The 24,594-nt window shown below is 63.1% G+C and carries 21 protein-coding genes and 4 pseudogenes; 15 read left to right on the top strand and 10 right to left on the bottom strand.

The annotated features are described in order from the left end of the window. Nucleotides 1-424 precede the first annotated feature (424 nt). Both L1080_RS32545 and L1080_RS32540 read right to left on the bottom strand, forming a co-directional pair. Nucleotides 425-1,141: an RES domain-containing protein gene (locus L1080_RS32545; RefSeq protein ID WP_250776455.1), complete on the bottom strand. Its 717-nt coding sequence runs from the start codon at nt 1,139-1,141 to the stop codon at nt 425-427. A 3-nt stretch (nt 1,142-1,144) separates the two neighbouring features. Beyond that, nucleotides 1,145-1,816, bottom strand: a complete 672-nt coding sequence (locus L1080_RS32540) for a hypothetical protein (protein WP_250776454.1) — start codon at nt 1,814-1,816, stop codon at nt 1,145-1,147. 424 nt (nt 1,817-2,240) lie between these two features. Here L1080_RS32540 and L1080_RS32535 point away from each other — a divergent pair, with 424 nt between their 5' ends. Further along, the gene (locus L1080_RS32535) at nt 2,241-2,492 is read left to right on the top strand and encodes a hypothetical protein (protein WP_250776535.1); all 252 of its coding nucleotides are present in this window, start codon (nt 2,241-2,243) and stop codon (nt 2,490-2,492) included. A gap of 374 nt (nt 2,493-2,866) precedes the next feature. Here L1080_RS32535 and L1080_RS32530 read toward each other — a convergent pair whose 3' ends face one another. After that, a complete protein-coding gene (locus tag L1080_RS32530; RefSeq protein WP_250776453.1) occupies nt 2,867-3,382 on the bottom strand; it encodes a DUF6624 domain-containing protein in 516 nt (171 codons plus the stop codon). Between the two features lie 406 nt (nt 3,383-3,788). Between L1080_RS32530 and L1080_RS32525 the strand changes: the two are divergent. After that, nucleotides 3,789-4,180 (top strand): annotated as a pseudogene (locus L1080_RS32525) (IS110 family transposase); the annotation flags it as partial. Nucleotides 4,181-4,246: 66 nt separating this feature from the next. On the opposite strand, the gene L1080_RS32520 reads toward L1080_RS32525, so the two are convergent. Continuing rightward, entirely contained in the window at nt 4,247-4,870 is a 624-nt protein-coding gene (locus tag L1080_RS32520; protein ID WP_250776452.1) for a LysE family translocator, read from the bottom strand. 192 nt (nt 4,871-5,062) lie between these two features. Here L1080_RS32520 and L1080_RS32515 point away from each other — a divergent pair, with 192 nt between their 5' ends. After that, nucleotides 5,063-5,419, top strand: a complete 357-nt coding sequence (locus L1080_RS32515) for a hypothetical protein (protein WP_250776451.1) — start codon at nt 5,063-5,065, stop codon at nt 5,417-5,419. A 4-nt stretch (nt 5,420-5,423) separates the two neighbouring features. On the opposite strand, the gene L1080_RS32510 is transcribed toward L1080_RS32515, so the two are convergent. Both L1080_RS32510 and L1080_RS32505 read right to left on the bottom strand, forming a co-directional pair. Then, the gene (locus L1080_RS32510) at nt 5,424-6,221 is read right to left on the bottom strand and encodes a hypothetical protein (protein ID WP_250776450.1); all 798 of its coding nucleotides are present in this window, start codon (nt 6,219-6,221) and stop codon (nt 5,424-5,426) included. Between the two features lie 660 nt (nt 6,222-6,881). Continuing rightward, nucleotides 6,882-7,037, bottom strand: a pseudogene (locus L1080_RS32505) (IS21 family transposase); the annotation flags it as partial. A gap of 57 nt (nt 7,038-7,094) precedes the next feature. Between L1080_RS32505 and L1080_RS32500 the strand changes: the two are divergent. The 3 genes and pseudogenes from L1080_RS32500 (at nt 7,095) to L1080_RS32490 (ending at nt 8,907) form a co-directional block, all read left to right on the top strand. Continuing rightward, nucleotides 7,095-7,823: pseudogene (locus L1080_RS32500) on the top strand (hypothetical protein). 230 nt (nt 7,824-8,053) lie between these two features. Next, complete coding sequence (locus L1080_RS32495) at nt 8,054-8,200, top strand: hypothetical protein (protein ID WP_250776449.1); 147 nt, start codon at nt 8,054-8,056, stop codon at nt 8,198-8,200. 224 nt (nt 8,201-8,424) lie between these two features. Further along, the gene (locus tag L1080_RS32490; RefSeq protein WP_250776448.1) at nt 8,425-8,907 is read left to right on the top strand and encodes a dihydrofolate reductase; all 483 of its coding nucleotides are present in this window, start codon (nt 8,425-8,427) and stop codon (nt 8,905-8,907) included. A gap of 137 nt (nt 8,908-9,044) precedes the next feature. Here the strand turns inward: L1080_RS32490 and L1080_RS32485 are convergent, their stop codons facing one another. Further along, nucleotides 9,045-9,263: an amino acid--tRNA ligase-related protein gene (locus tag L1080_RS32485; protein WP_374435485.1), complete on the bottom strand. Its 219-nt coding sequence runs from the start codon at nt 9,261-9,263 to the stop codon at nt 9,045-9,047. A 569-nt stretch (nt 9,264-9,832) separates the two neighbouring features. On the opposite strand from L1080_RS32485, the gene L1080_RS32480 reads away from it, so the two are divergent. The 4 genes from L1080_RS32480 to L1080_RS32465 all read left to right on the top strand — a co-directional run bounded on the left by L1080_RS32480 (nt 9,833) and on the right by L1080_RS32465 (nt 18,673). Beyond that, complete coding sequence (locus L1080_RS32480) at nt 9,833-10,918, top strand: hypothetical protein (protein WP_250776446.1); 1,086 nt, start codon at nt 9,833-9,835, stop codon at nt 10,916-10,918. Further along, complete coding sequence (locus L1080_RS32475) at nt 10,915-12,069, top strand: hypothetical protein (RefSeq protein WP_250776445.1); 1,155 nt, start codon at nt 10,915-10,917, stop codon at nt 12,067-12,069. Before L1080_RS32480 ends, L1080_RS32475 begins: the two co-directional genes overlap by 4 nt. Nucleotides 12,070-12,284: 215 nt before the next feature. Next, nucleotides 12,285-17,294: an AAA family ATPase gene (locus L1080_RS32470; protein ID WP_250776444.1), complete on the top strand. Its 5,010-nt coding sequence runs from the start codon at nt 12,285-12,287 to the stop codon at nt 17,292-17,294. Next, on the top strand, nt 17,291-18,673 hold the full coding sequence (locus L1080_RS32465) for an esterase/lipase family protein (RefSeq protein ID WP_250776443.1): 1,383 nt from the start codon (nt 17,291-17,293) through the stop codon (nt 18,671-18,673). The genes L1080_RS32470 and L1080_RS32465 overlap by 4 nt, the downstream gene beginning before the upstream one ends. Before the next feature lie 3 nt (nt 18,674-18,676). On the opposite strand, the gene L1080_RS32460 is transcribed toward L1080_RS32465, so the two are convergent. From L1080_RS32460 to L1080_RS32450, 3 genes and pseudogenes are all read right to left on the bottom strand, one after another. Next, nucleotides 18,677-19,099, bottom strand: a complete 423-nt coding sequence (locus tag L1080_RS32460; RefSeq protein ID WP_308202203.1) for a transposase — start codon at nt 19,097-19,099, stop codon at nt 18,677-18,679. A 131-nt stretch (nt 19,100-19,230) separates the two neighbouring features. Next, on the bottom strand, nt 19,231-19,785 hold the full coding sequence (locus L1080_RS32455) for a helix-turn-helix domain-containing protein (RefSeq protein ID WP_250776441.1): 555 nt from the start codon (nt 19,783-19,785) through the stop codon (nt 19,231-19,233). A gap of 299 nt (nt 19,786-20,084) precedes the next feature. Beyond that, nucleotides 20,085-20,473: pseudogene (locus L1080_RS32450) on the bottom strand (transposase); the annotation flags it as partial. 514 nt (nt 20,474-20,987) lie between these two features. Here L1080_RS32450 and L1080_RS32445 point away from each other — a divergent pair. From L1080_RS32445 to L1080_RS32425, 5 genes are all read left to right on the top strand, one after another. Further along, complete coding sequence (locus L1080_RS32445) at nt 20,988-21,395, top strand: hypothetical protein (RefSeq protein WP_250776440.1); 408 nt, start codon at nt 20,988-20,990, stop codon at nt 21,393-21,395. A gap of 73 nt (nt 21,396-21,468) precedes the next feature. After that, on the top strand, nt 21,469-21,957 hold the full coding sequence (locus L1080_RS32440) for a hypothetical protein (protein ID WP_250776439.1): 489 nt from the start codon (nt 21,469-21,471) through the stop codon (nt 21,955-21,957). A 380-nt stretch (nt 21,958-22,337) separates the two neighbouring features. Beyond that, the gene (locus L1080_RS32435; protein ID WP_250776438.1) at nt 22,338-23,594 is read left to right on the top strand and encodes an IS701 family transposase; all 1,257 of its coding nucleotides are present in this window, start codon (nt 22,338-22,340) and stop codon (nt 23,592-23,594) included. 129 nt (nt 23,595-23,723) lie between these two features. Then, nucleotides 23,724-24,026, top strand: a complete 303-nt coding sequence (locus L1080_RS32430; protein ID WP_250776437.1) for a hypothetical protein — start codon at nt 23,724-23,726, stop codon at nt 24,024-24,026. A gap of 27 nt (nt 24,027-24,053) precedes the next feature. Continuing rightward, nucleotides 24,054-24,272 carry a hypothetical protein gene (locus tag L1080_RS32425; RefSeq protein ID WP_250776436.1) on the top strand — a complete coding sequence of 73 codons (219 nt, stop codon included), beginning with the start codon at nt 24,054-24,056 and terminating at the stop codon, nt 24,270-24,272. Nucleotides 24,273-24,594: the final 322 nt, after the last annotated feature.

Genomic DNA, 24,594 nt, shown 5'->3' with positions numbered 1-24,594 from the left:
CGCGTCGCCGGTCTCCATCTGTTGCCGCCACCGCTCGAGGACCTCGGCGGCGTGCTGGGCGTAGGCGTTGGTGCGGCGGTCGTCGAGCGCTTTCGCGAGTGGTCGCTAAGCTGCGCGACCCTGCTGGCAGCATCAGCGTGTGCCTTGTCCACGGCGACCTGGGCACAGCGTCGATTTGAGTCGATTGCGGCTAGGTCGCGGAGGAGCTCGACAGCACCGGTGATCTGTTCGGCGATCGCGCCAGCCTCGCAGCCGCTTCGCCGGTTTCCCCCGCAACGAGACAGAGCGGACCCAGGTGACGACACCTACGAGGAGACGTTGACGCAGAGAATCCCCAGGACGCTTCAGTCCTGGGGATTCTATATATCGAGAAATTTGGAAGCATCGTGCACCGCGGACGGAGTTGCATCCGAGCAAATCAATTCTATGTGGGTCCGAGGAACCAGGAGGGGAACCGGGAGACATACTGTTCGAACAGGTCTAGTCCCCATCCGTCTTCGTCGAGGGGAATCGTATCGAGGGTTTCCAGGATCGGCGGAATGTCGCGCTCGACCAGCATGAGCGCCTTGTGATCGCCGTCGTGTCGACAGGGGTAGCGGACGCCGGAAGCTGAATCGTTCTTTACCAGCATGTTCGTAGCACTGATCCGGGTTTCGTAGTACCGCTCCCAGGGAGCGGATACGAACGAGGAATCGAATCCCAGTGTGCGTAATGTGACCGTGTCATCGAGAGGAATCACCTCGGTATCGGACCTGAGTTCGATCTTCGCGACAGACTTGTCGCGAAGCCAGTTCCTGCTGATGCGACCGCTCTTGGGCATCCGCTTGTTCCGGAAGACTCCTTCGGCGAATGCGGCGCCTGGCGTCAGGCCCAGGTAGATGTACCCGCCTAGACTCGAGCCGCTCTTGCAGATCCATTCGTCGTGTACCGGATCGAAACGACCTTGTGCTCTACCAGGTTTCACGGGTCCAGTCAGCGGTAACGTCCGAGTGTCCTCGAGGTCGGCGATGTTCGTGCTGTTGAACGAGTGGGCCGGCCAGTGGTTGAGGGATTCCGTATCGACAACCCGATACAGGATGACGCCGGCTTGTAGGCGCTGGGTCTGGGCGATGGCCCCGTTGTAGCTTGCAAATGCTTCCACTAATCACTCCATTTCGTACTTCCAAATCCTGTCGACGGCATCCCGGTCCAGAGCACCCGCGCCGAACGCTTCGAGTGGCGTTTGTTCTCCGAGAACCGCACTGGGAGTTCCCCACCAGTCAGCTACGCCCCAGGGGTCCGTATCGGCACCCATCACAGAGTTGGCGTAAGCCACGACATCGTGGATCCGATTCATGCTCGTATCGAACTGAAACTTCGGGTAGTTGTAGTCCCTGCTAGTCTTCAGTCCGATGAGCTCGCCGCTCTCCCTACGCTTTGCGACCGAGCTGCGCGCCTCTTTGGACGTGGGGTAGAGGATTCTTCCCACGTCGGACGACTTGAGGCACTCGAGTCGCTTGATCATCTTCTTGCGAAATTCCACCTCCTTGTCGCTTGCCTTCGGCCTACGGTCAATGCGTTCGCTCGACTCGTGCACTCCCTCCTTAGGAGTCCGCAGGCTCGCGAGAGACTTGACCGTTTCCTTCACTGCTTCGGTGACGGCCCTGTAGTCAGGACCACGGACGGTGACAGTCACCGTTATGTCCGAGCCGACTGGGACATCGACCTTCGCCGATGCTGTGGTCGGGGTCCGAAGGCCCATCGGCCTGCGGTTTCGTGCCTTCATCCTTTCTGTTCTCGTATGGGTGGACTGCGTACCTTTCAGTGTCTTTGTCATGTGTTGCACTTCCCCTTCGGGAATGATTCGGAAGCGTTCCGCGGACCCTTCGGTCACGGCGAGGGTGCCAACCCCCGCAACCATGTCTCCTCTACTGTCTGCGAGGTATTTCGCCCCTCAACTGTAGCACATACGTACTCGACATGTACTAGAACTGTACTTTGCGGCCCCTGAACAGGTAATTGTCTGCGAGTCGCGGCATGGCCATCGTGTATCCAGCGTGAAGTCCGCCCTGAAAAGTGATCAAGCTGTCCGAAAGGTTTACCTGGTCGACCTCTCCCTGATGAGGCCCGGACAGCCGGTGGACCGCGGCACTCAGATCGTGACCACCCGGAGGATCGACGGCCGCTGGTTCGTCGACGCTTCAAGTAACTCGACCACCGGGCGGCATGGCAACCGTCGACCGAAAGGAACCACAAAACCGATGACCCTGGCTTACAGGTTGCCCCGCCGGACAGCTGCCGCTGCCGCTCTTGCCGTCGGCGCCATCACCGCGCTGACCGCCTGCGGAGCCGACGTGGGCCGCATGGCCGCGGCGGTCTCAGCCTCGACCAGTGGAGTGATCGTCATCGATGCCAGCACCGATCTAGGTAGCATCATCATCGGCAGGGGAGAGGAACAGCACCTTCGAGACATTGTCGTGGCGGACGGGAACGGGGTGGCTGAACCCGCTTGAACATGAGTGTCACGTCAGAGGGACGCAACGTGCTGTAGCAGGATCGCTCTGATCGTCGACCTTCAGACCTCTCCGTGAGGGGTGACCGCATCCGGCGACAGGCCGGAAATGAGGACAGCCAAGGAACCGCCTCCCGAGCGGGGGAGCTACAGCACTTCATGATTCACGCGATGGTGTCACGTCCTGGGATCTCTATGCGAGAAGCAATTGTGGGTCGAACGGGAACGTTGCAGATCTGGATGGGTTGGGATCAACTGCAGCATCCTCGGTTGATGCCGCATAGCCACAGTTTCGGCGACGAATGACAACTGGAATCTGCTGTCTTGTAGCGTGGGGCTGTTGCGTGTTCTGACGTCTTGGAGGGCTGGGGCCAGTCAGGAATGACGTGAGCGGATTTCTGCTGCTCGTTCGGCCACGGTGTTGAGGCCGAGTTGGGCTCGCCGATCGTCGACAGTGTCTGGGTTTTCGATCGGCAGTGGGGTTACTGTGCCGTCTTCTCCGACGTCGAATTGTGTGCCGTAGAGCTGCTTAAGTCCGGTGAAGCTCCGGACTCGGTCCTCGAGGAAGGCGAGTTGCCAGCCGGGGGCATCCCCGGCGTTCACCGCGATTGTGAGTCTCTTCGCGCACGACGACATGAAGGCCAAGTCCGAAACGGTGTGTTGCGCTATCAACCATGCGGCTTCGGCTGCCTGTGCGCCGACGAGGTGTTCTCCTCGCCAACAGTGGCCGTCGATAATCTGTCGGAGTGCGGCAGCGTTTGCTTCGTGAACCGAGCGCATCCGAGGGTGGTAGTCGGGTGAGGGGAGTTCGCCGGCGGCGGTCAGTTCGGTCAAGACCTGTTGGTCGTGTTCAGCCATCAGAATCAGCGCGCGCCGGAGGTCGTTTCTCACACACCGATAATATTGACGCCTGTTCAGGCGGGCGGCAGTCGAGACGACGGATCTCGAAATGTTGGAGTGGGGAGCCACCTGTCTGTACCCAGGACTTGTGGCTGCTCTGGCATCTCCCGGGCACCGGCTGTCGACGGTGACGTGATTCCGCCTTGTATGAGTGTCAGCGGTTCTGATCGGGTCAGCTGCCCGTAACATCCCGTAGCAGGCCGGAAGGGCTGACTCTCGCAATTCCTGTTCCGCCCGTTGGGTTGACCTTGGTGGGCTGTGTCCACCCCTCCGGTCTGCGTTCGCGGAGTGACTGAAAGGAGTCGTGAACCCAATCTGCTGTGAGTGGTACTTGAAGTCGGATTGTCCTGCTCGGATTCCCACCCAATCCGAGCAGGGAAGGGGACCGTCTTCCACGATCGTCATCGTCATCGATCCGCACAAGTCCACCCACACCGCCACCCGCGGTCGATCCGGCCACCAACACTGATCTCGGCACGATCCGCATCGATTCCATCCTCACCGGCTACAAGACGCTGATCGCCTGGGCCAAGACCTGGCCGCAGCGCACCTTGGCGGTCGAGAACGCCTACGGTCTCGGACATCGCCTCGTGCAGTGGTTTCTGGCACTCGGGGAGGTCGTCCTCGACGTCGGACCACCGCCACCGCCCGGGTGTGGGAACTCTCCCGCGGCGGCCGACGCAAGAACGACCGCATCGACGCAGCCGCGGCGGCGTGTGTGGCCGCGATGCAGGGCGATGCCCGCCGGTCGATCCGGAGGGTTCGGCAGAGGTTCTCGGATTACTCGACTAGCGACGAAACCAACTTGTCTAACGTCGGTGTGCCGGACTCGGCCGGTAATCGGCCTAGAAGTGTTTAGGGACGGGTCTGCAGTGCGATGGTGGTGCCGAAACCGACGAGTACGGTGCCGGTGACGCGGTCCAGTGCGCGCCGTACCCGGGGCCGAGTGAAGGTTGTGCGCAGGCGGGCCAGGAGGGCGACGTAGGTGGACAGCCACGCCATCGTCAGGGCCGCGTGGATGCCGACGAGCAGCGCCAGCGCCGGGCCTACAGGCCAGCCTGCAGGGACGAGTTGTGTGAGGACGCCGGTGTAGAAGACGGCGATCTTAGGGTTGAGCAGGTTGGTGGTTATTCCCGTTCGCATGGTCGGTACGCGGTGTGCGGCGGTGGACACGTCCGCGGCGTAGTGAACGAGGTTCCGGCTCCGCCGCAACGCGCTGAGCCCCAGGTAGAGCAGGTATGCCGCGCCGAGGAGTTTGACGGCGGTGTACGCCTCGGCTGATGCGGCGAGCAATGCGGACAGCCCGGCAACGGTCAACGCTCCCCATACCAGGAGTCCAGCACCGACGCCGACCGCAACTTTCAGGCCGGCGGTGCGGGTTCCGGAGACGGTGGCCTGAGTCACCACGGCCATGTCAGGCCCGGGGACCAAGGTGAGAAGTGCGAGTACTGCTGTAGCGGTGAGGAGAGCCGAAACCATGGGTTCAGTATCGGTCATCGGCAAGCCGGGGCGGCCACCGCGTTTCGCTGCCCTCGACTGCCGCCCAAAAGTCGAATCGATGCGACCACATCGTTTTTGGGCGACTCTTTGCGGGTAAGTCCGCTATCGGTGCCGCAGCGGATCGCGGGTGCCGGATCCCCGTATCCACCGAGCTCATTCAACAGCAGCGGTATGCGTGTACTCGGTGACCCACTGCAGGGCCGCCGGTTCGAGCCGATCGACGCTTCTCGCGGTGGCTACCTGTATGTGGCGTTGTCCCTCGTCGGTGCGATAGCAGAAGGCATCCTCCGCAACATTCCCATCCCATGGTCGGGGATGGTGCGCCGCACGGCGGCTCGCCGGCTCGCCGGCAAAACCCACACCCGGATGATCCTGAACCGGGACATCACCGTCGCCTCCCTGCTCGACGGTGATCTGCGATCGCTGAACCTGTCGGGAACGTTGGTCGGCTGTGACCGCGGCGCCTACACCTGGTCCCGCACCACCCGACATCAGGTCCTCGACGCCGACCAGGAAGCAGACGGCTAGGTTGCTAGCCGGCGCCGAAGAAGTTTCGTAGCGGTTCCGTTGGAGCCACGGCTGTGCTCACGTTCGCCGCAATTACGACGAGCAGACCCAGGACCAGAACCGTAAGGAAAATACCGATTGCTGCTGCGGATCGCCTGACTCGGCTGTCGGTAGTTTTCGCAAACGACCGCCAGGACAACACACTTGCCGTCGATAGCAAGACCGCGACGAGGGTGGCGGTCACCGCCAGGATCGCGTGGTAGCGGACGAACTCTGTTTCGATCGCTGCCAGGGCGAGGTTCTGGTTGCTCGTATTCAGATTCGCGAGGGCGCGTCCGACCCGCTCGAACTCGACGGTGGGCAACAACGGCAATAACGATGACAAAGGCGCAAGCGCACCCTGAATGTTCGCGATCACCAGCATCAGTGCGAAGGCCGAGAGCGCAGCGACGAGGCCTCCGCCCGCGGCGAACGGAGTCGGATTGCGGGCTTTGAGGAAGCCTCGCCACAGTTGAATTCCCAGTGCGATGAGGACCCCCAGCAGTAGGGCCGCTAGTAGGGCTTTGGCGACGTGATAGCGCGCCCAGTAGTCGACGATGTCCTGCAAGCCTGGGGATTGATTGCCCGTGCCTGCTCTCCAGTACTCGGCGAAGTTCACCTTGAGGGAGTCCACCAGGGGGCGGTTGTCGTAGAAGGTGCCGTACCCGCCTCCCGCCAATGCTGCCGGCGCAACGACAAACCCGACGCTCAGGGCCACTGCTGCCGTGACGAGAAGCGCAAGCGCGCGACCTGAGGTGACACCTACCCTATCCGATACCTGCACCCAATCCTCCTCTGAGTGTGCAAAAATCTACTTCCGTTCACCGCAGCGTCGACGGTATTTCAGTTTCGCCTGTACGGCGGTATAGCTGTGTCGCTCATTCTGTGACGTCGTCGGCCGTGCCGATTCGACAACCCCCCGCCGGCAATGACGCAGCGCAGATTCTCGATGACGATGGTGGAACAACCACGTCCGTCGCATCTCTTCTGCCCGGGTTGCCTCATCGTGCCGCCCCTGTGCGTCGCACTACATCATGCCTCCACCCTTCCTTCGCCGCTGGTTCACATTGCACAACGCTCGGGAGGAGTCGTGACTCTTCCCAGGGTCCGCCCTGGGAACTAGGTTCCCGGCAATCGTGTGATCCATGACGCGCCGATGCGCGACGCTACGGATGCTATCGACCGCCACCGCGGCGACCTGTATCTGACCGGCCTGCGATCTACTCGTCCGGTGAAACTGCTCGATGTGTCTGGCATCGGCGAGGGGCGTGGGCGACCCGGGTGGGCGGCAACCATGCCCTCGACTCCACGACGCACGGCCGAACCCAGCCTGGGGCCGCACCATTCACCGAGCCCATGACGATCTCGACGGGATCGTCTACCGCGGCCGGTTCACCGGCAGTGTCTGCATCGCGGTAACTGAACGCGACACTCACGCGTTCCCGGCGCTGCCGGCGAAGCTCGCGGTCACCCGGCCCGACTCGGGGTGGCAGACGGTGGCCATCCGATCGAACCGCCACGCCCTCGTCACACCGCCGAGCTGGCGGCTGACCCGGTCGAGACCGTCGACCAGTTGCGGTTGGGTCATCGCTGGTGCCAGTGGGACGACGTGGAATACGGGCTCCATGCCCGAGCCGCCGGCTTCCCGTCCGTCAGCATGCCCGGGGTGGCGGTATGGCATATGGCCTGGAGCGATAAGGACGACGCGATCGATTGGCAGGCGTACTTTCATCTCCGCAATCGCCTGGTCGTTGCGGCCCTGCACCAGAAGGACGGGCACCGGGCGATGATCCGGTCGAGTCTGAAGGCGGTGGTCAAACACCTGCTGTGCCTGGAGTGCTCCACGATGGCGACTCAGTGCGAGGCGATTCGGGATTCCTGGCCGGGCCCGAGCAGCTGTTCGCCCTGCTGCCGTCGGCGTTGCCGAAGGTCGCCGCGCTGTGGGAGGGCTATCCGGATGCGGCGGTGCTCGAGTCGGCGACCGCACTGCCCCGTGCCAGCGGCGACAACCTCCGGTCGGGAGACCGGGCCCCGACAAGGCTCGGGAAGATCGCCGCCCTGGCCGCCGCGGCGGCGAACAACCTCCGCCCAGCCAAGATCCGGCACCATGAGGTACCGCAGGCGAACTATGCACCGACCGAGGCGTGCTGGTTCCGTCTTGGTCGTGTCGATCGTGTCACCGTGACCACTGCAGACGGCCGCGGCGTTGTTTACCGCCAGCGCGACCGCCCGCTCATTGTTGTGTGACTGCCTGGCTCTGCATCGTCGACTCGACCACGAGTTCCCGGGGCTTCGGCAGCGCTACCGCGCGGCGGCCGCCGAGTTGACCGGAACCACGAAGTGGGGAAGGGTTTTCGGCGACGAGGACGCTATGGCCCGCGGCTGAGACCCACGTCGTGGCGGTGGCAACGGGGACATCAACCCGCTGACATCCTTGAATTATGGCAAGGCCCCATCGGACTCGGTGAACCCTCGGAACGGGGCCGATGAAGCGCCGGCGGTGCTGTCCCTGTCGTTCTGTGTGGTTGATACGGTCCGGGCGTGTACAGCGTGGGGAGCCGTCGGACATTCACTGCGAAGCACGGACTCCCGTCCCCGGTGAGGAGGAGCCGGGCCTTGCCGGCGGAGGGGTTCGAGGTGACGATGCGGGTGGGACTTTCGTTCGCCGACGACCAGCTCGGGGATCGTGGGTGGTTCGTGGACACGGATGCGTTGGGCGAGGCTGTGGATCGTTGGGTGCAGAAGTTGACGGGCGGGGTGTAGACGAAGACCTTCTCGTTTGCCCGATGTTCGAGAATGCGGCTCGGTGGGCGTATGGCGAACTGTGTTCAAGCGTTCCGCAGCTGGCGTACGTTGAGCTCGACAACGACACGATCGGCGTCAGGACCAGGTACCTCGGTGCCAGTTGCTCCGACTCTTCCGTCGGCGACGAGGCCGTTCGGGGGTAGGTGTCCAGGTTGTGACTCGGTGTTGGGCATGATGGTCGGGTGCGTGTGACATTGATTGCCTCGGTTGCCCGGAACGGCGTCATCGGGCGGGATGGGGATCTGGCGTGGCGGGACCGGAATGATCTGCAACGGGTGAAGGGTTTGACGCTCGGGCGGACGCTGGTGATGGGGCGACGCACGTTCGATTCCATTGGCAAGCCTCTCCCGGGTCGGCGAACGGTCGTGGTGACCCGTCGCACTGATTGGGCGCCGACGGGTGCGACGGTTGTGGGTTCGATTCCCGAGGCTCTCGCGGCCGCGGGGGACGAAGAGGTCATCGGTTTCGGCGGGGGCGAGGTCTACGCTCAGCTGCTCGATAGTGCGGACTGCCTGGAGATCACCGAGATCGAGGCCGATCTGGACGGGGACGTGGTGTTTCCGGACATCGATCCGACGCGATGGGTAGAGACGGAGCGAATCCAGAGGGACGGCTACAGCTGGGTCACCTATCTTCGAGCACGAGCCGCGATCAGCCCTCAGTAGCCCTCTTTGCGCAAGGTCTGCGGAGCAAAGATCCGAGGGCGGACCATTTCGGGGTGAGTCAGCTGGATCGTTGCTCAGGCAGGTCCGCACCCAGACAGATCGCCGCCTAAGGATCCGATTGTGGGAAACCTCTCTTGTCAAGCGAGGAGCACCGAGAATTGGCTTGGTGCGGGTCGACGACGTGGGGCGCATCGACTCGCACCATTTCTCTTGTGCAACAGCCTGTCAGGGCGAATCCGATAGATGTCCCGGGGGAAGAGGGTGGCGTATCGGATGTTGTCGGCTTCGAGGAGCCGCGAGACCCACCGCTGCAGGCCGATGGCGAACCCGCCGTGCGGGGGCATGCCGTGTCCCATCGCTTCGAGGTAGGGGCATAGTCGACCGGGTCCAGATCGCCTACTTCACCTTCGCGGGCGCGCAGCAGCAGATCTTTCGGGTGCACCGGATGTCAGCGTGCCCGGTCAGGTGACGGCGGTACTTCCCTCCGCGGTGGTGGCCGCTCTCGGTAGCGAGTGGCATTGGCGGGCCACGGTGAATGTCGACGGCCGGGACGTCGATCGGTGCCCCAACTAGCAAATGAGGTGTCCGCCTGCACCGCGAACAGGCTGAGGTTCGTCCGGCGGGGGCGTAGCCGATGCGGGTGGTAACAGCGGGTGATTAGGCCTGGAGAGGTTGGATCCGTGACGACGACGACGGCTGCTGCGGCGTTCAGGCCAGGCGGCAGCGCCGCGGACTTCTGCCGGATGCGGCACCGGGCGGAGGCCGTCGATGCCATGTGTCAGTCCACTGCCGAGTGTCGTTCGCGTGAATGACACTGAGGTGCAGGCTGACTAACCCGTCACGGTAGTTTCCGGGGCGTCTGAACCGCGGTGTCGGATCGATCGGTGATACTAAGCCATCGGTGTCGGTGCGAAGGGGGGCGGTCATGTCCACGAATGATGTTGGTCCGATCGGGACGTTGGAGTGGTCGGAGTCGGTGGCGCTGGCGGCGATGCAGGTGTCGTTGATGAAGTCGGATCTCGACGCCACGAATTCCGATAAGTCCGTGGCCGCCAAAAAAGCGGTGCTGGACGAGGCCGTCGCGGGCTTCCGCCGGGTGGCGGCCGAGGATCGGCCGGACCGCGCGGACTGGCTGACACCACTGCTGGTGGACATGGACACCCAGGAGACGGCGGCTGCGGCGGGCGCCATTGCCGACCAGGGTCGGCGCCTTCCTCGGCTGTTCGATTCGCGGGAGCGGTCGTTGCTGGTGCTGGTTGACCTCATCTTGTTCGATCCGTGGCCGGCGAAAGCCTCCTGGCACGCCGCCACCCGCCGCACCGCCCTCGAGGCGTTGGTGGACGAGTTCCCGCACCTCGACCGGGCGGATCTGGACCGGATGCGGGAAGAGCACACCCTTCTGCTTCGTCGGCTGAGGCGTAAGAGTGTGCACTGGGGGAAGGTGGCCGTCATCGGTGCGGCCGGCCTGGCGGCAGGCGTGGCCACCGGCGGCTGGGCGGCACCGGTGATCGGCGCCGCGATCGGCAGTGCCGCCGGATTGACCGGGGCGGCAGCGACCTCGGCCGGTTTGGCCACCCTCGGCGGCGGCGCGATCGCCGCCGGCGGTTTCGGCATCGCTGGCGGCACTGCCCTGGTGACCGGGATCGGTGGCATCGCCGGAGCCAGCGTAGCTGCGGCCGGTGCCCGCTGGACACCGTGGACGACCGGTCAGGTGGTGGCGGACGCGATGCGCCTGGATCTGATCGCACGATGTGTGCTGATCGAGGCGGAGAACCGGGACGAGAAGCAACGCCGCGTCGTCCAAAGCCTGCAGGAGCGGCTCGAGAAGGTCGTCGCCGACGGTGAACGACTCCTGGACCGGATCCGGGAACTCTCGCGTGAGAACGCACGGCTGACCGCGGAGAACAAGGAACTGCGTGAGGAACTGCGCAGGCAGCACGCGGACGCCAAGCGTGCCGAGGGGGCACTCGAGGTCATCCTGGACCGGCTCCCGGAAACCGCCGCGCAATGAGTATGGACGATACGGTGGACCGGAACCTCGACACCCTCAGCCGACGGCTCGCCGAGCTGGAATCGGCCACCGACACCGCCCTGGCCGGTGGGGTCCCGGACCGGCTGCCGGAGAACGACACCGCCGAGCGCACCTCGTATGCGGAGCTGACTGCCGCCAATGACCGGCTCCATATCCAGCGCGGCTGGACCGACGTTGACCTCGATGCCGCACTCACCTCCGATCAGCGCGTGGGTTTTGACCGGTGGCGGGCCCGGCAGCGCATCCCGTGGGACCGCGACGACGTGCTCGCGGTCGGGTTCGCGACCGTGCTGGGGGTGGCGGCGGTTTGGTACGACTCCGCCCTCGACGGGGCTTTTGCTCAGGGGTTCGGTGCGACGAGGAAGACCGGGTGGATGCGGGCGCGGGAGCGGGCCGGCGAGAGGTTGCCGATCGACTACACCGGTCCCGGGTTCGGCGGTCGTGCCCATCGGGTCCGCTCCCCTGGGCATGATCTGGCTCGTCCGTTCGAGGCGCTCCGGCAGATTCGTGCGGGCGAGTTCCGCGGCGTCCGCTGGGATTACGGCAACAAGCACGACGTCACGGTCGGGGGCCGGTTTCGGGAGGTCGACTCCCTCCCGGAGGCACTCGTGTTGTGGGCCCAGCACTTGGCGGCGGACCTGGTGACCCCGATGAGCCTGCCGATGCCCGGTGCCTCCTGGCTGAATGAGCTCGACCACCGGGCACTCCGTAAGTTCGCGCACGAGGTGTACCTGGGTTCCTCGGCGGGCAATGGGCTGAACGTGCGATCCGGGATCCTCACCCCTTCGCTGAGTGTGATCACCACCGAGGTCATTCTCCGCACCCATGTTCATTCCCGTGCGTACGCGGTCACCGGCAGTGCGCGCCTGGACGAGCGGGAGCAGGCACGCCGCGGTGAGCTGCTCCTCGCGGCCCATTCACTGGTTGGGCTCGCGTCCGCCGGTAAGACGTTGGCGCGGATGATTGTGCTCGATGACCGGAAGGGTATGGCGTTGCGGCACGTGAACGTTCCGGTGCTTCTCCGCATGGGATGTCTGGCAGTCGAGGTTGCTCACGATCGGCGGATACGAGGTCGCGCGGTGGCTCAGGACTGGGACGCATTGGCCGCGGAGGTGGTGAGGTATGAGTGATGCCCGGAGCTCTCTTCTTCGCTTACTCGGTCGCCAGCCGAAATACAGCATCGCTCCGATCCGCAACATGTCGGCGAGTCCGGCGGAGCGCCGCCACATAGCCGCAGACCGTGCGCCTGCATGATTTCGTTCGAAGCGCGGAGGGATCCTCGTTTCTGGGTGCGATCGCGTGGTGCAAATAGCTGGTTGACTTCAGCAGATGAGGAGATCGAATCATGGCGTCCGATGTCGACGGGCTGTTCGTTGGGGTAGGCGTCAATACCTACAGCGCTGACGAACTACCTGAACTTGAGCATTCTGTCGCAGAAATCTCAGCGGTCGCATCGTTGCTCGGAGATCACTTCACGGGGAGGGTCTTGGCGGATCCGACCGAGGCGGACGTAACCGCGCGACTGAAGGAGATCAAATCCCATTTCTCCTCATCAGCTGGATGTCTAGTGCTGATGTGGTCGGGCCACGGTATTGAGGGCTCGAAGGCGGACGGCGTCCGTCTGCTCGCAACTGATAGCGAAGCTGATGCCATATCTGGTTTCAGTCCAGCGCAACTCGCCGGGCCATGCTCGCTGTCGGGGGCAAGCCAGATCCTTCTCATCATCGATACGTGCCATTCCGGTGCGGCACTAAATGTATCGATCCTGGTGCACGAACTCTTCGCGGCTTATCCCACGATGGGAGAGGCGAATTGGATCGGCGTACTTACATCCTGCGCTTCGAATGAGCGCGCTCGGCAACAGTCGTTGGGACCTCGCCTTAAGGAACTGCTAACCTCAGGGCCTGATCCTGATGCGGCGCATGCCGACGAATTGTGGCGCCGCTGGTCGCCACGCAACCGTTTGATCCGTGGTGACGACCTCGGTGACGCAGTACAGAAGGAATGGGATCCGACTAAACTCGCCAAGCCGCTCTTTTCACAGGTGGGCGACTCTCGTCCCATGATCCGGAACCCTTTGTGGTCCGAAGACAGTCAACCCGTGATCGTTCAAGATCTGTTTGACGGTGCCAACGGTGTGGTCGTGTTCAGCGGCCGGACCGCTGAAGTGGCGACACTGAACTCCTGGATCGAGGCTGCGGAGCCGGGGATTTTTGTCCTGGTTGGCGCCGCAGGTTGTGGGAAGAGTGCTTTGATTGATCATGTCATCACGTCGGACGCCACCTCGGAAAATTGCGTACCTCGACAACACCCTGTCGTGCGGATCAGTGCCCGCGGTATTGATAGGAACGTCGCCGCCGCCGCTATCGACCGTGAGCTCGTTGCGAGTGGATATCTTCCGGCCGCTGAGTTCCAGCGAAACGCGAACGAATTGCTCGGCGGATTGGAGCGCTACTTCCGCGCAGATTCCCCGCGTGGTCGTCGACGCCCGGTCATCGTCGTTGACGGGTTGGATGAGGCACGCGATGAGGCGCTCGATATCGTCGAGCGCTTGATTCTTCCTCTGGCGCCTTTTGCAACGATTGTGGTAGCTACCCGCCCAATCTCGCTGAAGCCCGCGTCGAGCAGCCGCAACAATGTTGCTTCATTCATGAGCGAAACAGCCCCGCCTGCCCAGGTCCGCATCGAAGACGTGCTTACCTCTGGCCCAGAAGAGGGACAACGACCGATTGCCTCGGATCGCGTCCTTGATCTAGATCAGGACGAGTATCGAAGGTCCGGCTGGGAATCGATCGAGATGTTCATGCGGAGTCGGCTCACGGGCGTATCGGTTGATATGGATCCTGATGCTGTATTAGAGCATTTCAAGGGTCTGTTCGATAGCCATTCGACTCCGTCGTTTCTCCTGGCGCGGCTCGTCACCGATCAACTGCGAGAGCTACCCGTCTCCACAACGCAGGCAGGGTGGGAACAACATGTGAGTAGTGGGATCGGGGACGCCCTCGACCAGGCGACGAACCGCGTCGACCAACCCGAAACATCGCGACCGGGCCAACACAGCGGTGCTGTTGCGGGGGAACTACTTGAAGCCCTTCAGTGGGGGCTCGGGGCCGGGCTACCGGAGGAGGACTGGCTAGCGATCGCCAATTCCGAGGTTCGCCGAAATCCTGCAGAGTTCACCAGTGCGGAGATCAGCTGGGTACTGCGCCAGCTGGGGCGCTACATAGTTGAGGACTCGGAGCAAGGAATAGCGGTATACCGGCTCGCGCACGAACTCATCACGGACCATTTCCGCAGAAAGGCGACGGAAGAGTTCGACGGGGGACAACCCGAGGCTGTCGTGGCGCAGGCGCTAGTTCAACGAGCAGCCAGATTGTCTCAAACGACCCGAGTTACCAGCGGAGATAGACATCTCGACCGCTATCTGTGGCGATACGTGATGCGGGCCGGAGCCGAGGGCCTCGCGCTCTTGCGCCAGCACGCAGATGCAGGCGGCACGATGATCGAGCACCTTGCCTACGCCCTAATGGGAGTTTCCATCGAGGCGCTGAGCGCTAGAAACACCGACCTCGCAATCTCGCTCGCGCAGGAGTCCGTAGCTAGCTGGACGGATCTCGACATCGCGAGCACCTCATCGCGAGACGGACGTGCTCAATCCCTACTGCATCTGGGGAATTGCTATCAGGAGGCCGGGCAAATCGGTGCAGCCCTGGATACGAACGCGACTGCGCTCAAGGAATACCGCCGACTGGCTGGCGAACAGCCGGACTACATCCCCGATTTCGCCGCCGCCGCGCACAACTACGCGATTGCGCTGATCGAATCCGGATCAAACCAGAAAGCGGTTGAAGTCGCGGCGCAAGCGGTTGCGTTCGAACGGGAATTCCTCGCGAGGGGCGGCGAGAACCATCACCGGCTCGGCACAGCACTGAACACCTTAGCTTTGGCGCAGAGCGCCTCCGGCGATCACCACGAAGCATTGGCAACCAGCAAGGACGCCGCAACGGTACTACAAGATCTTGTGGAGGAGAGCGATCGAACGCGGGACAAACTGACCCTGGTTCAAGCCCTGAGCAACCTCGGCAGTCACTATGCGGCGGTTGGCGAGTTCTCGGACGGGCTTGCAGCAGCACTTGAGGCCAAGTCGATTCTCGACCAAACGGTTAACGATGGTTCCCTATGGCTGGCCCAACGCATCGCGTGCTTTAACGACCTAGCAAACAGATACCTCGACAACAATCAGCTAATTGCCGCACTCGACTGTATCGCCGAGGTCGTGCAGGGATACAGGGCAATAGAAAATCCAACGGACACAGAACGTAAATACCTCGCGGGTTCGCTGCAGAACCACGGAGCGATACTTCTCACCTCGGGACGTCCCGAACTGGCTGAAGCAGCCACCCGTGAGGCAGTTGCGATCACGCGAGAGCTGGCTTCCAGGGAGCCCGCTCGCCGGCCCGACCTCGGCATGCAGCTCGACAACTACGCGAACTGTCTCATGCAATTAGGAAATCATGCACTCGCGCTGAAGCATACCGAGGAAGCACTTGGCATCTATACGGCGGCGCTCGAGTCCGAACCAGGACTCGAAGCGGACGTCGCCCGCGTGACCGCGAACTACGGAAACAGATTGGCAAATGTCGGCAACGCGGAGCGAGCCGTAGCCGCATCGCGAGAGGCTGTCAGTCGCTATCAGCTACTCGCTGCGAAGAATCCCCGCTACCTGCCGGATGTTGCCCAAACGCTGTCGCAACTCGCGAGGCACCTTCACTCGCTCGGTAACTCTATCGGCTCTGCAGCAGCTGCTGTCGCCGCAGTCGAAATCGGCCGCACGTTGGCTGCCGAGGGCCGGATAGGTGCGAGTGCTCTTGCTCATATCAAGATCGAATCGGTGAAGACAGTTATCGACATCGACCCCGATATGGCACTGCGCTATGCGCAGGAGGGCGTTGCGGGCTACGTGGAGGCTGGCGGGGAGGGCACACACCTCCACGGAAACGCGCTGCGTGTTCTTGGATCAGTACATGGCAAGCGAGAGGAGTTTCGGCAGGCTGTTGAGTCGGCGAGCCTGGCAGTTTCGGTATTCGAAGCCCTCGTCGTGCGTGACGGATCGTATCGACCAGAACTTGGTGCGGCCCGCAACTGCCAAGCCCGGAGCGCGTACGGGGAGGGTGAGTACCAGTTGAGTCTGGAGGCAGCCACCGCCGCGCTCGACCAGTATCTCGAAGCACGACCGATCGAGGACCGCAACCTCGAGGGCATCGCGTGCGCACTAGCAACGATCGAATACAGCGGAATCGAAACAGGCGACCTGCCGGCAGCTGACCTGGCTCTGCAACGCTCCCTTGACGGTGTCGACACTGCAGGCCAGAGAGCATTTCTCCTGGCAGCGCGCGCGAGCGAGGCATATCTGGGACATCCCCAGGTCGCCGCATGGCTCCACCAAGCACTTGCGGAGGGCCCGGAAACATCCCGGATGACGTTCAACATCCATCAGTTAGCGAGACGACGCCGCTCGCACGATCCCTATGAGTTCGACCGTGCCTGGGCAGAGAATTCCAGGTCCGGGGTGCCTGAGTGGCTGCGACTGAGCATTCAAGATCTGGAAGCCGCCGGGGAGTGGGTTACGAAGCCGACACATCTCGAAGGTGCCGACTACCTACGCAACAACATGGAGCTGCTGGAGGACACGTACGACGTCGCCTTCGAAGAGGCATACCTGGTGGCGGCGCCCGAACGTGTCCAAGTGCTTCGAGACATTCGGTCAACGGTTCAGCAGATTGGAATCGACGCGGCATATCGAGCACTGATCCTGAAGGAGCTGGCGCAAGCGCTTGTCGACGCAAGCTTCGAGCAGCAGCTCGAACTAGTCGATACACGCGGTGATGCGGTACGCGACGATGTAGTGGTGGAGCACCTGCGTCAGCTCGCACATACGGGGAACAGCAACGCGCTGCGGGCGTCATGGCTAGTCTCGTTGTCCAAGTACAATATTCACCACGAAATCACCGCACTTGCCGACAAGGATGCCGACGTAGCATCAGCACGACTCGAGCAAATCGCGTTGGACTTCGACGAAAAGCCCCTTCTGCATGCGTCACTTCTACTGTTCGACCGTGCGGCGGCTGCACAAGCAGGCGATCTCGTCGCCATTTCGTCGTTCTATGCCGCCGCTGCGATGACAGTCTCGGATGACACCGAACCCGCGAGGCAGATGATCTCGATGGCAGCGGAGATCGCGCCTGATCGAGTATCTGACTGGACCCAGATACTGGCACGGCTCGGCGCTTCAAAGGCTCAGTTTCTCAAAGCAATTCCACTCTTGTATTCCTCCCGCGTAGAAGGCGAAGAATGAACAGCAATGACCTTGTCGTGGTTATCCCTGGGATAATGGGAAGTACCTTGATTCGCGACGAGACCGAAGTGTGGTCGGTCCGTCCAGGCGCTCTGCTCGGGGCGATCAAAACGTTTGGCCGCGAGATTAAGTCACTCGAATTGCCCGATGGGATAGGCGACGAGTCGCCTGACGACGGAGTTACGGCAGGCGCACTGATGCCATGCTTGCACCATGTACCCGGAATTTGGTCACCTGTGCACGGATACGAGAGAATCGTAGAGCGGTTGAATAGTGTGGGATTCAGCACCGATTCTCGCGAGGGGCTCGGTGCACCGAACCTCATTTTGTTCCCTTACGATTGGCGCCTATCCAACCGTTATACTGCCAGATTGCTGAAACGCCGGGTCGAGGTCGCGTTGCAACGGTGGCGGGACGCAGCCATTGAGAACCGCGATGCAAAGGTGACGTTTGTGTGCCACTCGATGGGCGGACTGATAGCGCGCTCATACGTGTACCTCGAGGGAGGTGCTGAGATCACCAACAAGATCATCACCTTGGGAACACCATACCGCGGATCGATAGACGCTCTCGACAAGTTGGTGCATGGGCCCATGAAACTCTTGGCGAGGATTGGTATCGATTTTCATCAGTTCGCGCGATCCTTACCTTCGATCTATCAATTGCTTCCGACGTATGCATGCGTGGAGAGATCGGGAGATGTGGATTTCTTGACTGACACGAGCATGCCGGACCTTTCCGGTGCCCGCGTTCGCGAGGCTCTTCAGTTCTACAAAGACATCGAGACGGCTGAGGAGTCAGATGCCGATAGCGCATCGAGACGTCACGCAATCGTGGGAACGAAGCAGGTCACGGGTACAACCGCCTCGCTTTCGAGTGGGGCCTGGCAGATTCACTCCACCTACAAGGGGGAAGATCTGGGTGGCGACGGCACCGTCCCTGCGCCGTCGCTACCGAAGAACGTTCGACTAAGTGACAACTCGCTTCGCCGAGTCGCCGACAAGCATGGCAGCCTCCAATGCAACGTCGCCGCGTTGGATGAAATCGAATCCGTCGTTACTGCGACGCGATTGATCTTCAAAGCAAGAGCGAGTTCCGACGTTCAAGTGAACGTTCCCGAGTTGGTGGGTAGCAGTGATCCATTTCGTGTCGAGGTGGTCTGCGAAGAAGGTCCTCAGCCACTCGTAGTATCCGTCAAGAATGAATTTGGTTTCGAGGTCGAACAGGCCAACCTAGTAGCGAGGAGTGGTTTCGCGTGTCTCAAGGTCCCAAGCCTCCCTCCGGGTGGCTATACGGTTGAGGTTGGAGGACCGCCGATGGGGCGAAGGGTCAATCCCGTTAGCTCACCACTTCTCGTCTGGCCAGAGACGAAAAACTAGGCGTTAGTGCGTTGGCCATGAACGTTCACCGGTCAGGCCGCGGCTGCGCCGGCCCGTAGTCGGCCCCAGCGTTTTTGGCGTTCGCTGCGGACGCGGGCGCGGTTCTTGGCGTTGTGCTGCCAGGACGTCTGGGTGGCGGGCGTTGACGTTGCGCCAGCGCAGGTAGTCCTGCAGGCGCCGGGCCAGAACGGTGTGGTTGGCGTGGTTCGAATCGCCCATCACGAAGGTGCTCAACGGCCCGAACTGGGCCTCGATCGGGTTCGCCCAGGACGCGTTGGTCGGCGTGAAACACAGTTCTACGTTGTTTTCCGCCACCCAGGAACGAATTTTGGGTGGCTTGTTCGCCGAAAGTTTGTCCAGGATCACATAAACCGGCTCGCCGTCGGGGCGCGGTCCTGATCGACTTGAACGCGGCCAGCCTGTGATCGCCGCCCTTGCGGCGGCGGGTCACGCCCCACAGCTGGTCGTCAACGCGGCTGTAGCAGCCGTGGAAGTACCGGACTGGCGTGGGTGCGGCGGTAGGTCGCGGGCAGCCGATGCGGCTCGGACCGCGGTGCTCACGCCGATCCGTGGCAGGGCCGGATCGACAACGGACCGAACTGGTCGAACGCGAAGCACCAGTCCAGGTGTTTGGTGGTGACCTGCTCGATCCGGTCCAGTTTCGCCTCCTTGTCCGGGTCAGTGGACTCTTTCCACGTGCGGGTGCGCTGGAACGTGATCCCACGCTCACACAAGATCTGTCGCAGCCGCTCGCGCCCGACCCCAACGGCCCGGACGGGGTTGTCGGCCAGATAGGCGGCGAGTTTGCGCAGGCTCCAGTGTGTGAACGGCTGTCCGAGCTTGGCCGGGCGCGTGGTGGCCGTCGTGACGACGAAGGCGATGTCGTCATCGGTGATCAGGCGGGGATGGCCTCCCGCCCACCGAGGGTCTAGCGCGGCCAAGCCTTTGTCGTTGAACGCGTGGATCACACCCCGAACGGTGTCCTCGTCGGCGGCCACCAGCCGCGCGATTGCCGGCACCGGTGTCCCGGACGCCGATGCCATGATGATCATCGCCCGGCGCACCCGGATCGCCGACCCCTTGCCGCGGCGCACAATCTGCTGCAGCCGCATGCCTTCCGCACGGTCAACCGACGCGCTCGAACCGGTTCCGCCACAAACCACCCCACGCTCTCGACAGCTACTACCGCCCTTGAGAGTGCAGCATCCCGGACATAGCGCCGGATTCTCAGCGGTGTGTCACCCACCCCGGCCAACGTTCATGGTCAACGCACTAGGCCGGGAGAGAAGTGGCACACAACGACTACAGCTGGTAACTTCGACCTGAAAAACGAGGCGCCTCGGCGAGCATGATTCGGCCGTTCTTGACCGGTCGGGGTTGGGTTGGTCACAGACTTCTCCGATCGCGTCTTTCACGCTGCCAGGCTGCTGAGCGTGACCAGATTGTGCGCCAGGACCCCGTGGCCGACCCAGATCTTGGCGCCTTCGGTACTGTCGATGCAGTTGCGGTCCCGGCCGTATCCGCGTTCGAGGGCGCTGATCCCGCCTTCGACTCCGGTGCGCCACTTAATTGTTCGTCGGAATGCTGGTCCGTGTTCCTCGGCTCGCTGGCCAGCTGAGGGTGTGCCCTTGCGGGGGAGGATGACGTGGCGCACGCCGAGGTCGTGGAGGTCGTCTTCGACGGCTTTCTCGCCATAGCCGCGGTCGGCGGTGACCGTGCATGGTGGACGGCCGGCGCGCGTACGGACCGATCCACGGCTGGTGCCAGTTGGGGTGCGCCGGCGGGGTTGCCGCGTTCGACCTGACTTGCACAGATTCAGTGTGCCACTTTCCCGAACTGCACCCCTATCACCAGCACAGATGCCTCAGTCGCCACGAAAAGCGGCCCTCGCGCGTCCGTGGGTACAGCAAAACCCGGAGCATCGGGTTCGGATCAACCGCGACGACCTCAGCGCCGGACTGTTCACCGCAGAAATGTGACCTCACCGAGGACGTCTCCCTCACTCAGCGCGCCCGGGCCGCGGCAGCGTTGCGGGAGGGCCGGCGTGTCGTGTGCGATGACGCCCTGCTCGACCCACTGCAACCTCGCTGTCTGGAAGGAGTTCCTCGCCCGTGCGATGTGCCCGTCGTCGTGGTCGAGGTGCCGACTCCGTCGACGAGTGCATCCGCCGCGACCGCGAACGTGGTGCCATAGGAGAACGGCAGGTGGGGAGGAAGTCATTCGCATGCTCGCCGCCGTTACGAATACCGGGGGGCTCGGTGCTGACCGGCTGTCTCGTCGGGCTGGGACCCTCGTACGGTGCCCACCATGAACGATGCCGTCCGTCAATCAGAACTACTCCCGGTGTGGGTTGTCGTGGCTGACACGACAGGGCGGCTCACCACACTGTGCCGCGGGAATCACTGCGCACCGCGCCCTGCTGGTCGCCGCCACCGACGATGTCGACGCATTCTTCGCGGCGGTCGTCAGATTCGGCGTGACGGTGCCATCGCGTCGTCGGGACGACTTGCTGCCGGCAGGAGTGGTGCAGGCAGTGTTCGAGCCGATCGTCGGTACGGCTCGTGAGCGCGCGGGCCGTTGCTCGCCCGATGCGGTGATGGCCGTGACGGTGCGATCCGTCGTCGACGGCGGGCTCGTGGTGCCCTGGGCCGACCTTGAGGAGCTGGGCATGATCGGATTGGAGTGGGCCGGAATCGGCGCCACATCGTGCGTCATTCCCTAGCGATCGTGGGTTCGGCCGCGCGAGTCGACACTTGATGTGGTCGTCCACGACTGGTGGTCGTAGCCTGTCCGGAATGTGGGCTACTGCACTGTCGATCGTTGCAATTGCGGCTACCGTCGCCAACTTCTTGTTCACTCAGTGGCGTACAGATCAGCGAGAGACGGACAAGTGGCGTCGAGACGAGATGCTTCGTCTGACCGGCTCGATGCTGGAATTGTCCGGGCAACGACAGTCCGAGCTGAGCGCGGACCTAAGCCACCTCGAAGGAACGGGCCGTGCGGCTCCTAAGGACTCAGATCCTTGGGCGCTAACGAGGCAGATGGCAATTGTTGCGCAACAACTGCACCTGCTGGACGAGTATTTGGCGCGCAAGGCTGACGCCGTCAGGGAACTTCATTCGGCTGCGGAGCACAAGTACTCCCCGAATGAAGACCCCTACAGCGATACCGGACAACTGCTAGCCGAGCGTCCCGCGCTCGAAACCGCTCACGATCAGCTTGTCGAGCAGTTTCACAAGTCGATTCGGCCGCGACGAATGCGTCGCAGGCGTAACAACGCATGATCCATCGTCGGCGCGCTGCCCCTGAAACGAGTAGTGGTGTGTCCGAGGACCTACTCTCGTTCGACGTGCAATCGGCAACGGTCGCCGCCCTCGCCGTGACTGAAACACCTCCAATCCCTGCTTCTAGCGTCAATCTCACCTGATTCCACATGGATGACCTGGGGAGGTTCGATGACGACCGACACCGCTGGGGATGAGTTCCTGGCCGCCGCGATCGCCAAGCACGGGGACCCACTGTCGGGGATGGTGCGGCCCAAACGGCTGTGACGCTGTCGGTACGCGCCGATAACATTTCAATAACGGGAACCATGCCTAGTAGGACTTTGTTACCTCGGCGTGTCGGCTCGAGTTCCGGTTCCATTCTCGAGAGCATCGGAGGTGTGGATGCAGTCGGTCTTGCTCGCCTCGACGAGCAATTGGAGTCGTTCGTCGGTGAGGTCTTCTCATCGCTCAAACGCAAGGATCAGCGGGCGACTGCGGGGGTGTATGCACGAGGGGTGATGCTCGACGGTCGCCGCAAGTCGATGCAGCCGATGGCCGAGCGACTCGGGGTCGATCACCAACGGTTGCAACAGTTCGTCACGACCTCGCCGTGGGACGTGGTACCGGTACGGAAAATGCTGTCCCGCAAGGCGTGTGATCTGATCACACCGGACGCGTGGGTGATCGACGACACCGGGTTCGCCAAGGACGGTGGATCCTCGCCGGGTGTGGCCCGGCAGTACTCGGGCACCCTCGGCAAGGTCGGAAACTGTCAGGTCGCGGTCAGCGTGCACGCCGCCACCGATGCGGCGTCCGCGCCACTGGACTGGCGCCTGTACCTGCCCGAGAGCTGGGACGACCGGTGCGCCGACGATCCAGCGGCGGCCGCCTCGATCGCCGCCCGCCGGCGGCGCAGCGCGATTCCCGACGACGAGCGTCACCGCACCAAATCGGTGATGGCCCTCGAGATGCTCGACGAGTTGATCTCGTGGGGCCGGACCCCGCCGGTGATCGTCGCCGACGCCGGCTACGGCGACTCGGCCACCTTCCGCCAGGGCCTGACCGACCGTGATCTGGTCTATGTCGTGGCGGTCAAGGGCGCTACCCTCGCGCACCCCGGCGACGCGGTCCCGGCCGCCGCCCCGTACTCCGGACGCGGCCGGCCTCCGACCCGCCGCTACGCCGCTGCCGCGACCTGCAGGGATCTCGTGCTGGCGGCCGGAGTCGAGGCGCTGACCGAAATCACCTGGCGTCGCGGCACCAAGACCGGTCCGGGTAATCCGACCGCGGTCATGCGCTCGCGGTTCGTGGCGCTGCGGGTGCGTCCGGCGAACCGCACCATTGCCCGCGACGAGAACGGTGCCCTGCCGCCAGCGTGGCTGCTCGCCGAATGGCCCTCGGGCGCAGCCCAGCCCACCGATTACTGGTTGGCCACCCTGCCCGAGGACACGGCGATCGCCGAGCTGGTGCGTCTGGCCAAGATCCGCTGGCGCATCGAACACGACTACCGGGAGCTGAAAACCGGTCTCGGACTCGACCATTTCGAGGGCCGCTCCTGGCTGGGCTGGCATCACCACGCCACCCTGGTCACCGCCGCGCATCTGTTCCTCACCACCCTGCGGCTGGCCGACCCAAAAGCGACTGGGCAGGACTGACCCTGTACGGAATCGTGCGCGAACTCCAACGCGCACTTGCCCGTTGGATCGGTACCTGCCCGCTCTGCCACCACACCTTCCCGACCTAACAAAGTACTACTAGTGTTCCCCTTATGAAAGGTCACTCCTGTGATCGTGATTGACAGCTCCAACGCCACCCCGGAAGCGCTCGCACTGGCCGAAGGCCTGAAGGCGCAGTGGGCAGGCATCGGCCAGTTCGGCCCGCAGCTCGGAACCCTGATCGTCGACAACTTCGGCTACAGGCAGGCCGAAACCGCGAAGCCCGGCACCGTGAGGTCCTCGGCCGATCCGAGTGCCGAGGCGCAGGAATTGGCCGGAAAGATCGCCGGGCATCACCAGGCGCTCGGGATGATGGCCCCGCACATCGCCTACGTCGCCGTCGACCACCTCGGCTACCGCAAGATCGCCTGATCCTTCAAGAGAAAGAACTACAGCACAATGAGTGTGATCCGTTTCGCAGAGCACCACGACCGCACCCAGATCGCCCGCGTCGCCGCCGCCGTTGACGCGATCTTCGAGCAACACAAAGGGCAGCCCGCCAACACGTTCTACGACGAACTGTGGGCAGGCCTCGAGAAGCTCGTGTCCCCGCCGTCGGCGCAGGACCTCGCCGAGGCGATCACCGCTGGCGTTCGCCCCGTCATCACCCAGAAGTAGGGGCGCGGCCGGAGCAGGGGCACAGGTCGATCCTGTGCCCCACCGGCGCCAAAACTAGACGATCAATCTTCTGAACAGCAGATAGGCGACTGAGCGCCGCTAACTCGAACGAATCCCCCCGAACGACGCTTTCGGCACTCACTCAGACCACGATGACTGTGCAGGCGGTGCGGGTCGGGTTGGACGGACGCCCGGAGGTGATCGACCTCGGGGTGGGGGAGAGCACCGGGGCGGCGGTCCGGGCGGCGATCGGGTGCCGCTGGTTCGATGCGGTGCGCCTGAGCCCTGATTTGGATATGTGGATCGACGACGAAGGCGCGAC

The sequence above is a fragment of the Rhodococcus sp. MSC1_016 genome (assembly GCF_023667485.2).
In the GTDB taxonomy this organism is placed as follows: Bacteria; Actinomycetota; Actinomycetes; order Mycobacteriales; family Mycobacteriaceae; genus Rhodococcus_F; species Rhodococcus_F oxybenzonivorans.
Note: the sequence above shows the minus strand (reverse complement) of the source record. Positions and strands in the feature narration are given on the sequence as shown.

Bases quoted from the DNA above. Each gene is read 5' to 3' on its own strand.
- L1080_RS32440 (WP_250776439.1), top strand. From the start codon at position 21,469: ATGTGGGCTACTGCACTGTCGATCGTTGCAATTGCGGCTACCGTCGCC.
- L1080_RS32465 (WP_250776443.1), top strand. From the start codon at position 17,291: ATGAACAGCAATGACCTTGTCGTGGTTATCCCTGGGATAATGGGAAGT.
- L1080_RS32445 (WP_250776440.1), top strand. From the start codon at position 20,988: ATGCCGTCCGTCAATCAGAACTACTCCCGGTGTGGGTTGTCGTGGCTG.
- L1080_RS32520 (WP_250776452.1), bottom strand. From the start codon at position 4,870: ATGGTTTCGGCTCTCCTCACCGCTACAGCAGTACTCGCACTTCTCACC.
- L1080_RS32535 (WP_250776535.1), top strand. From the start codon at position 2,241: ATGACCCTGGCTTACAGGTTGCCCCGCCGGACAGCTGCCGCTGCCGCT.
- L1080_RS32455 (WP_250776441.1), bottom strand. From the start codon at position 19,785: ATGCGGCTGCAGCAGATTGTGCGCCGCGGCAAGGGGTCGGCGATCCGG.
- L1080_RS32475 (WP_250776445.1), top strand. From the start codon at position 10,915: ATGAGTATGGACGATACGGTGGACCGGAACCTCGACACCCTCAGCCGA.
- L1080_RS32480 (WP_250776446.1), top strand. From the start codon at position 9,833: ATGTCCACGAATGATGTTGGTCCGATCGGGACGTTGGAGTGGTCGGAG.
- L1080_RS32470 (WP_250776444.1), top strand. From the start codon at position 12,285: ATGGCGTCCGATGTCGACGGGCTGTTCGTTGGGGTAGGCGTCAATACC.
- L1080_RS32515 (WP_250776451.1), top strand. From the start codon at position 5,063: ATGCGTGTACTCGGTGACCCACTGCAGGGCCGCCGGTTCGAGCCGATC.
- L1080_RS32485 (WP_374435485.1), bottom strand. From the start codon at position 9,263: ATGGGACACGGCATGCCCCCGCACGGCGGGTTCGCCATCGGCCTGCAG.
- L1080_RS32425 (WP_250776436.1), top strand. From the start codon at position 24,054: ATGAGTGTGATCCGTTTCGCAGAGCACCACGACCGCACCCAGATCGCC.
- L1080_RS32540 (WP_250776454.1), bottom strand. From the start codon at position 1,816: ATGACAAAGACACTGAAAGGTACGCAGTCCACCCATACGAGAACAGAA.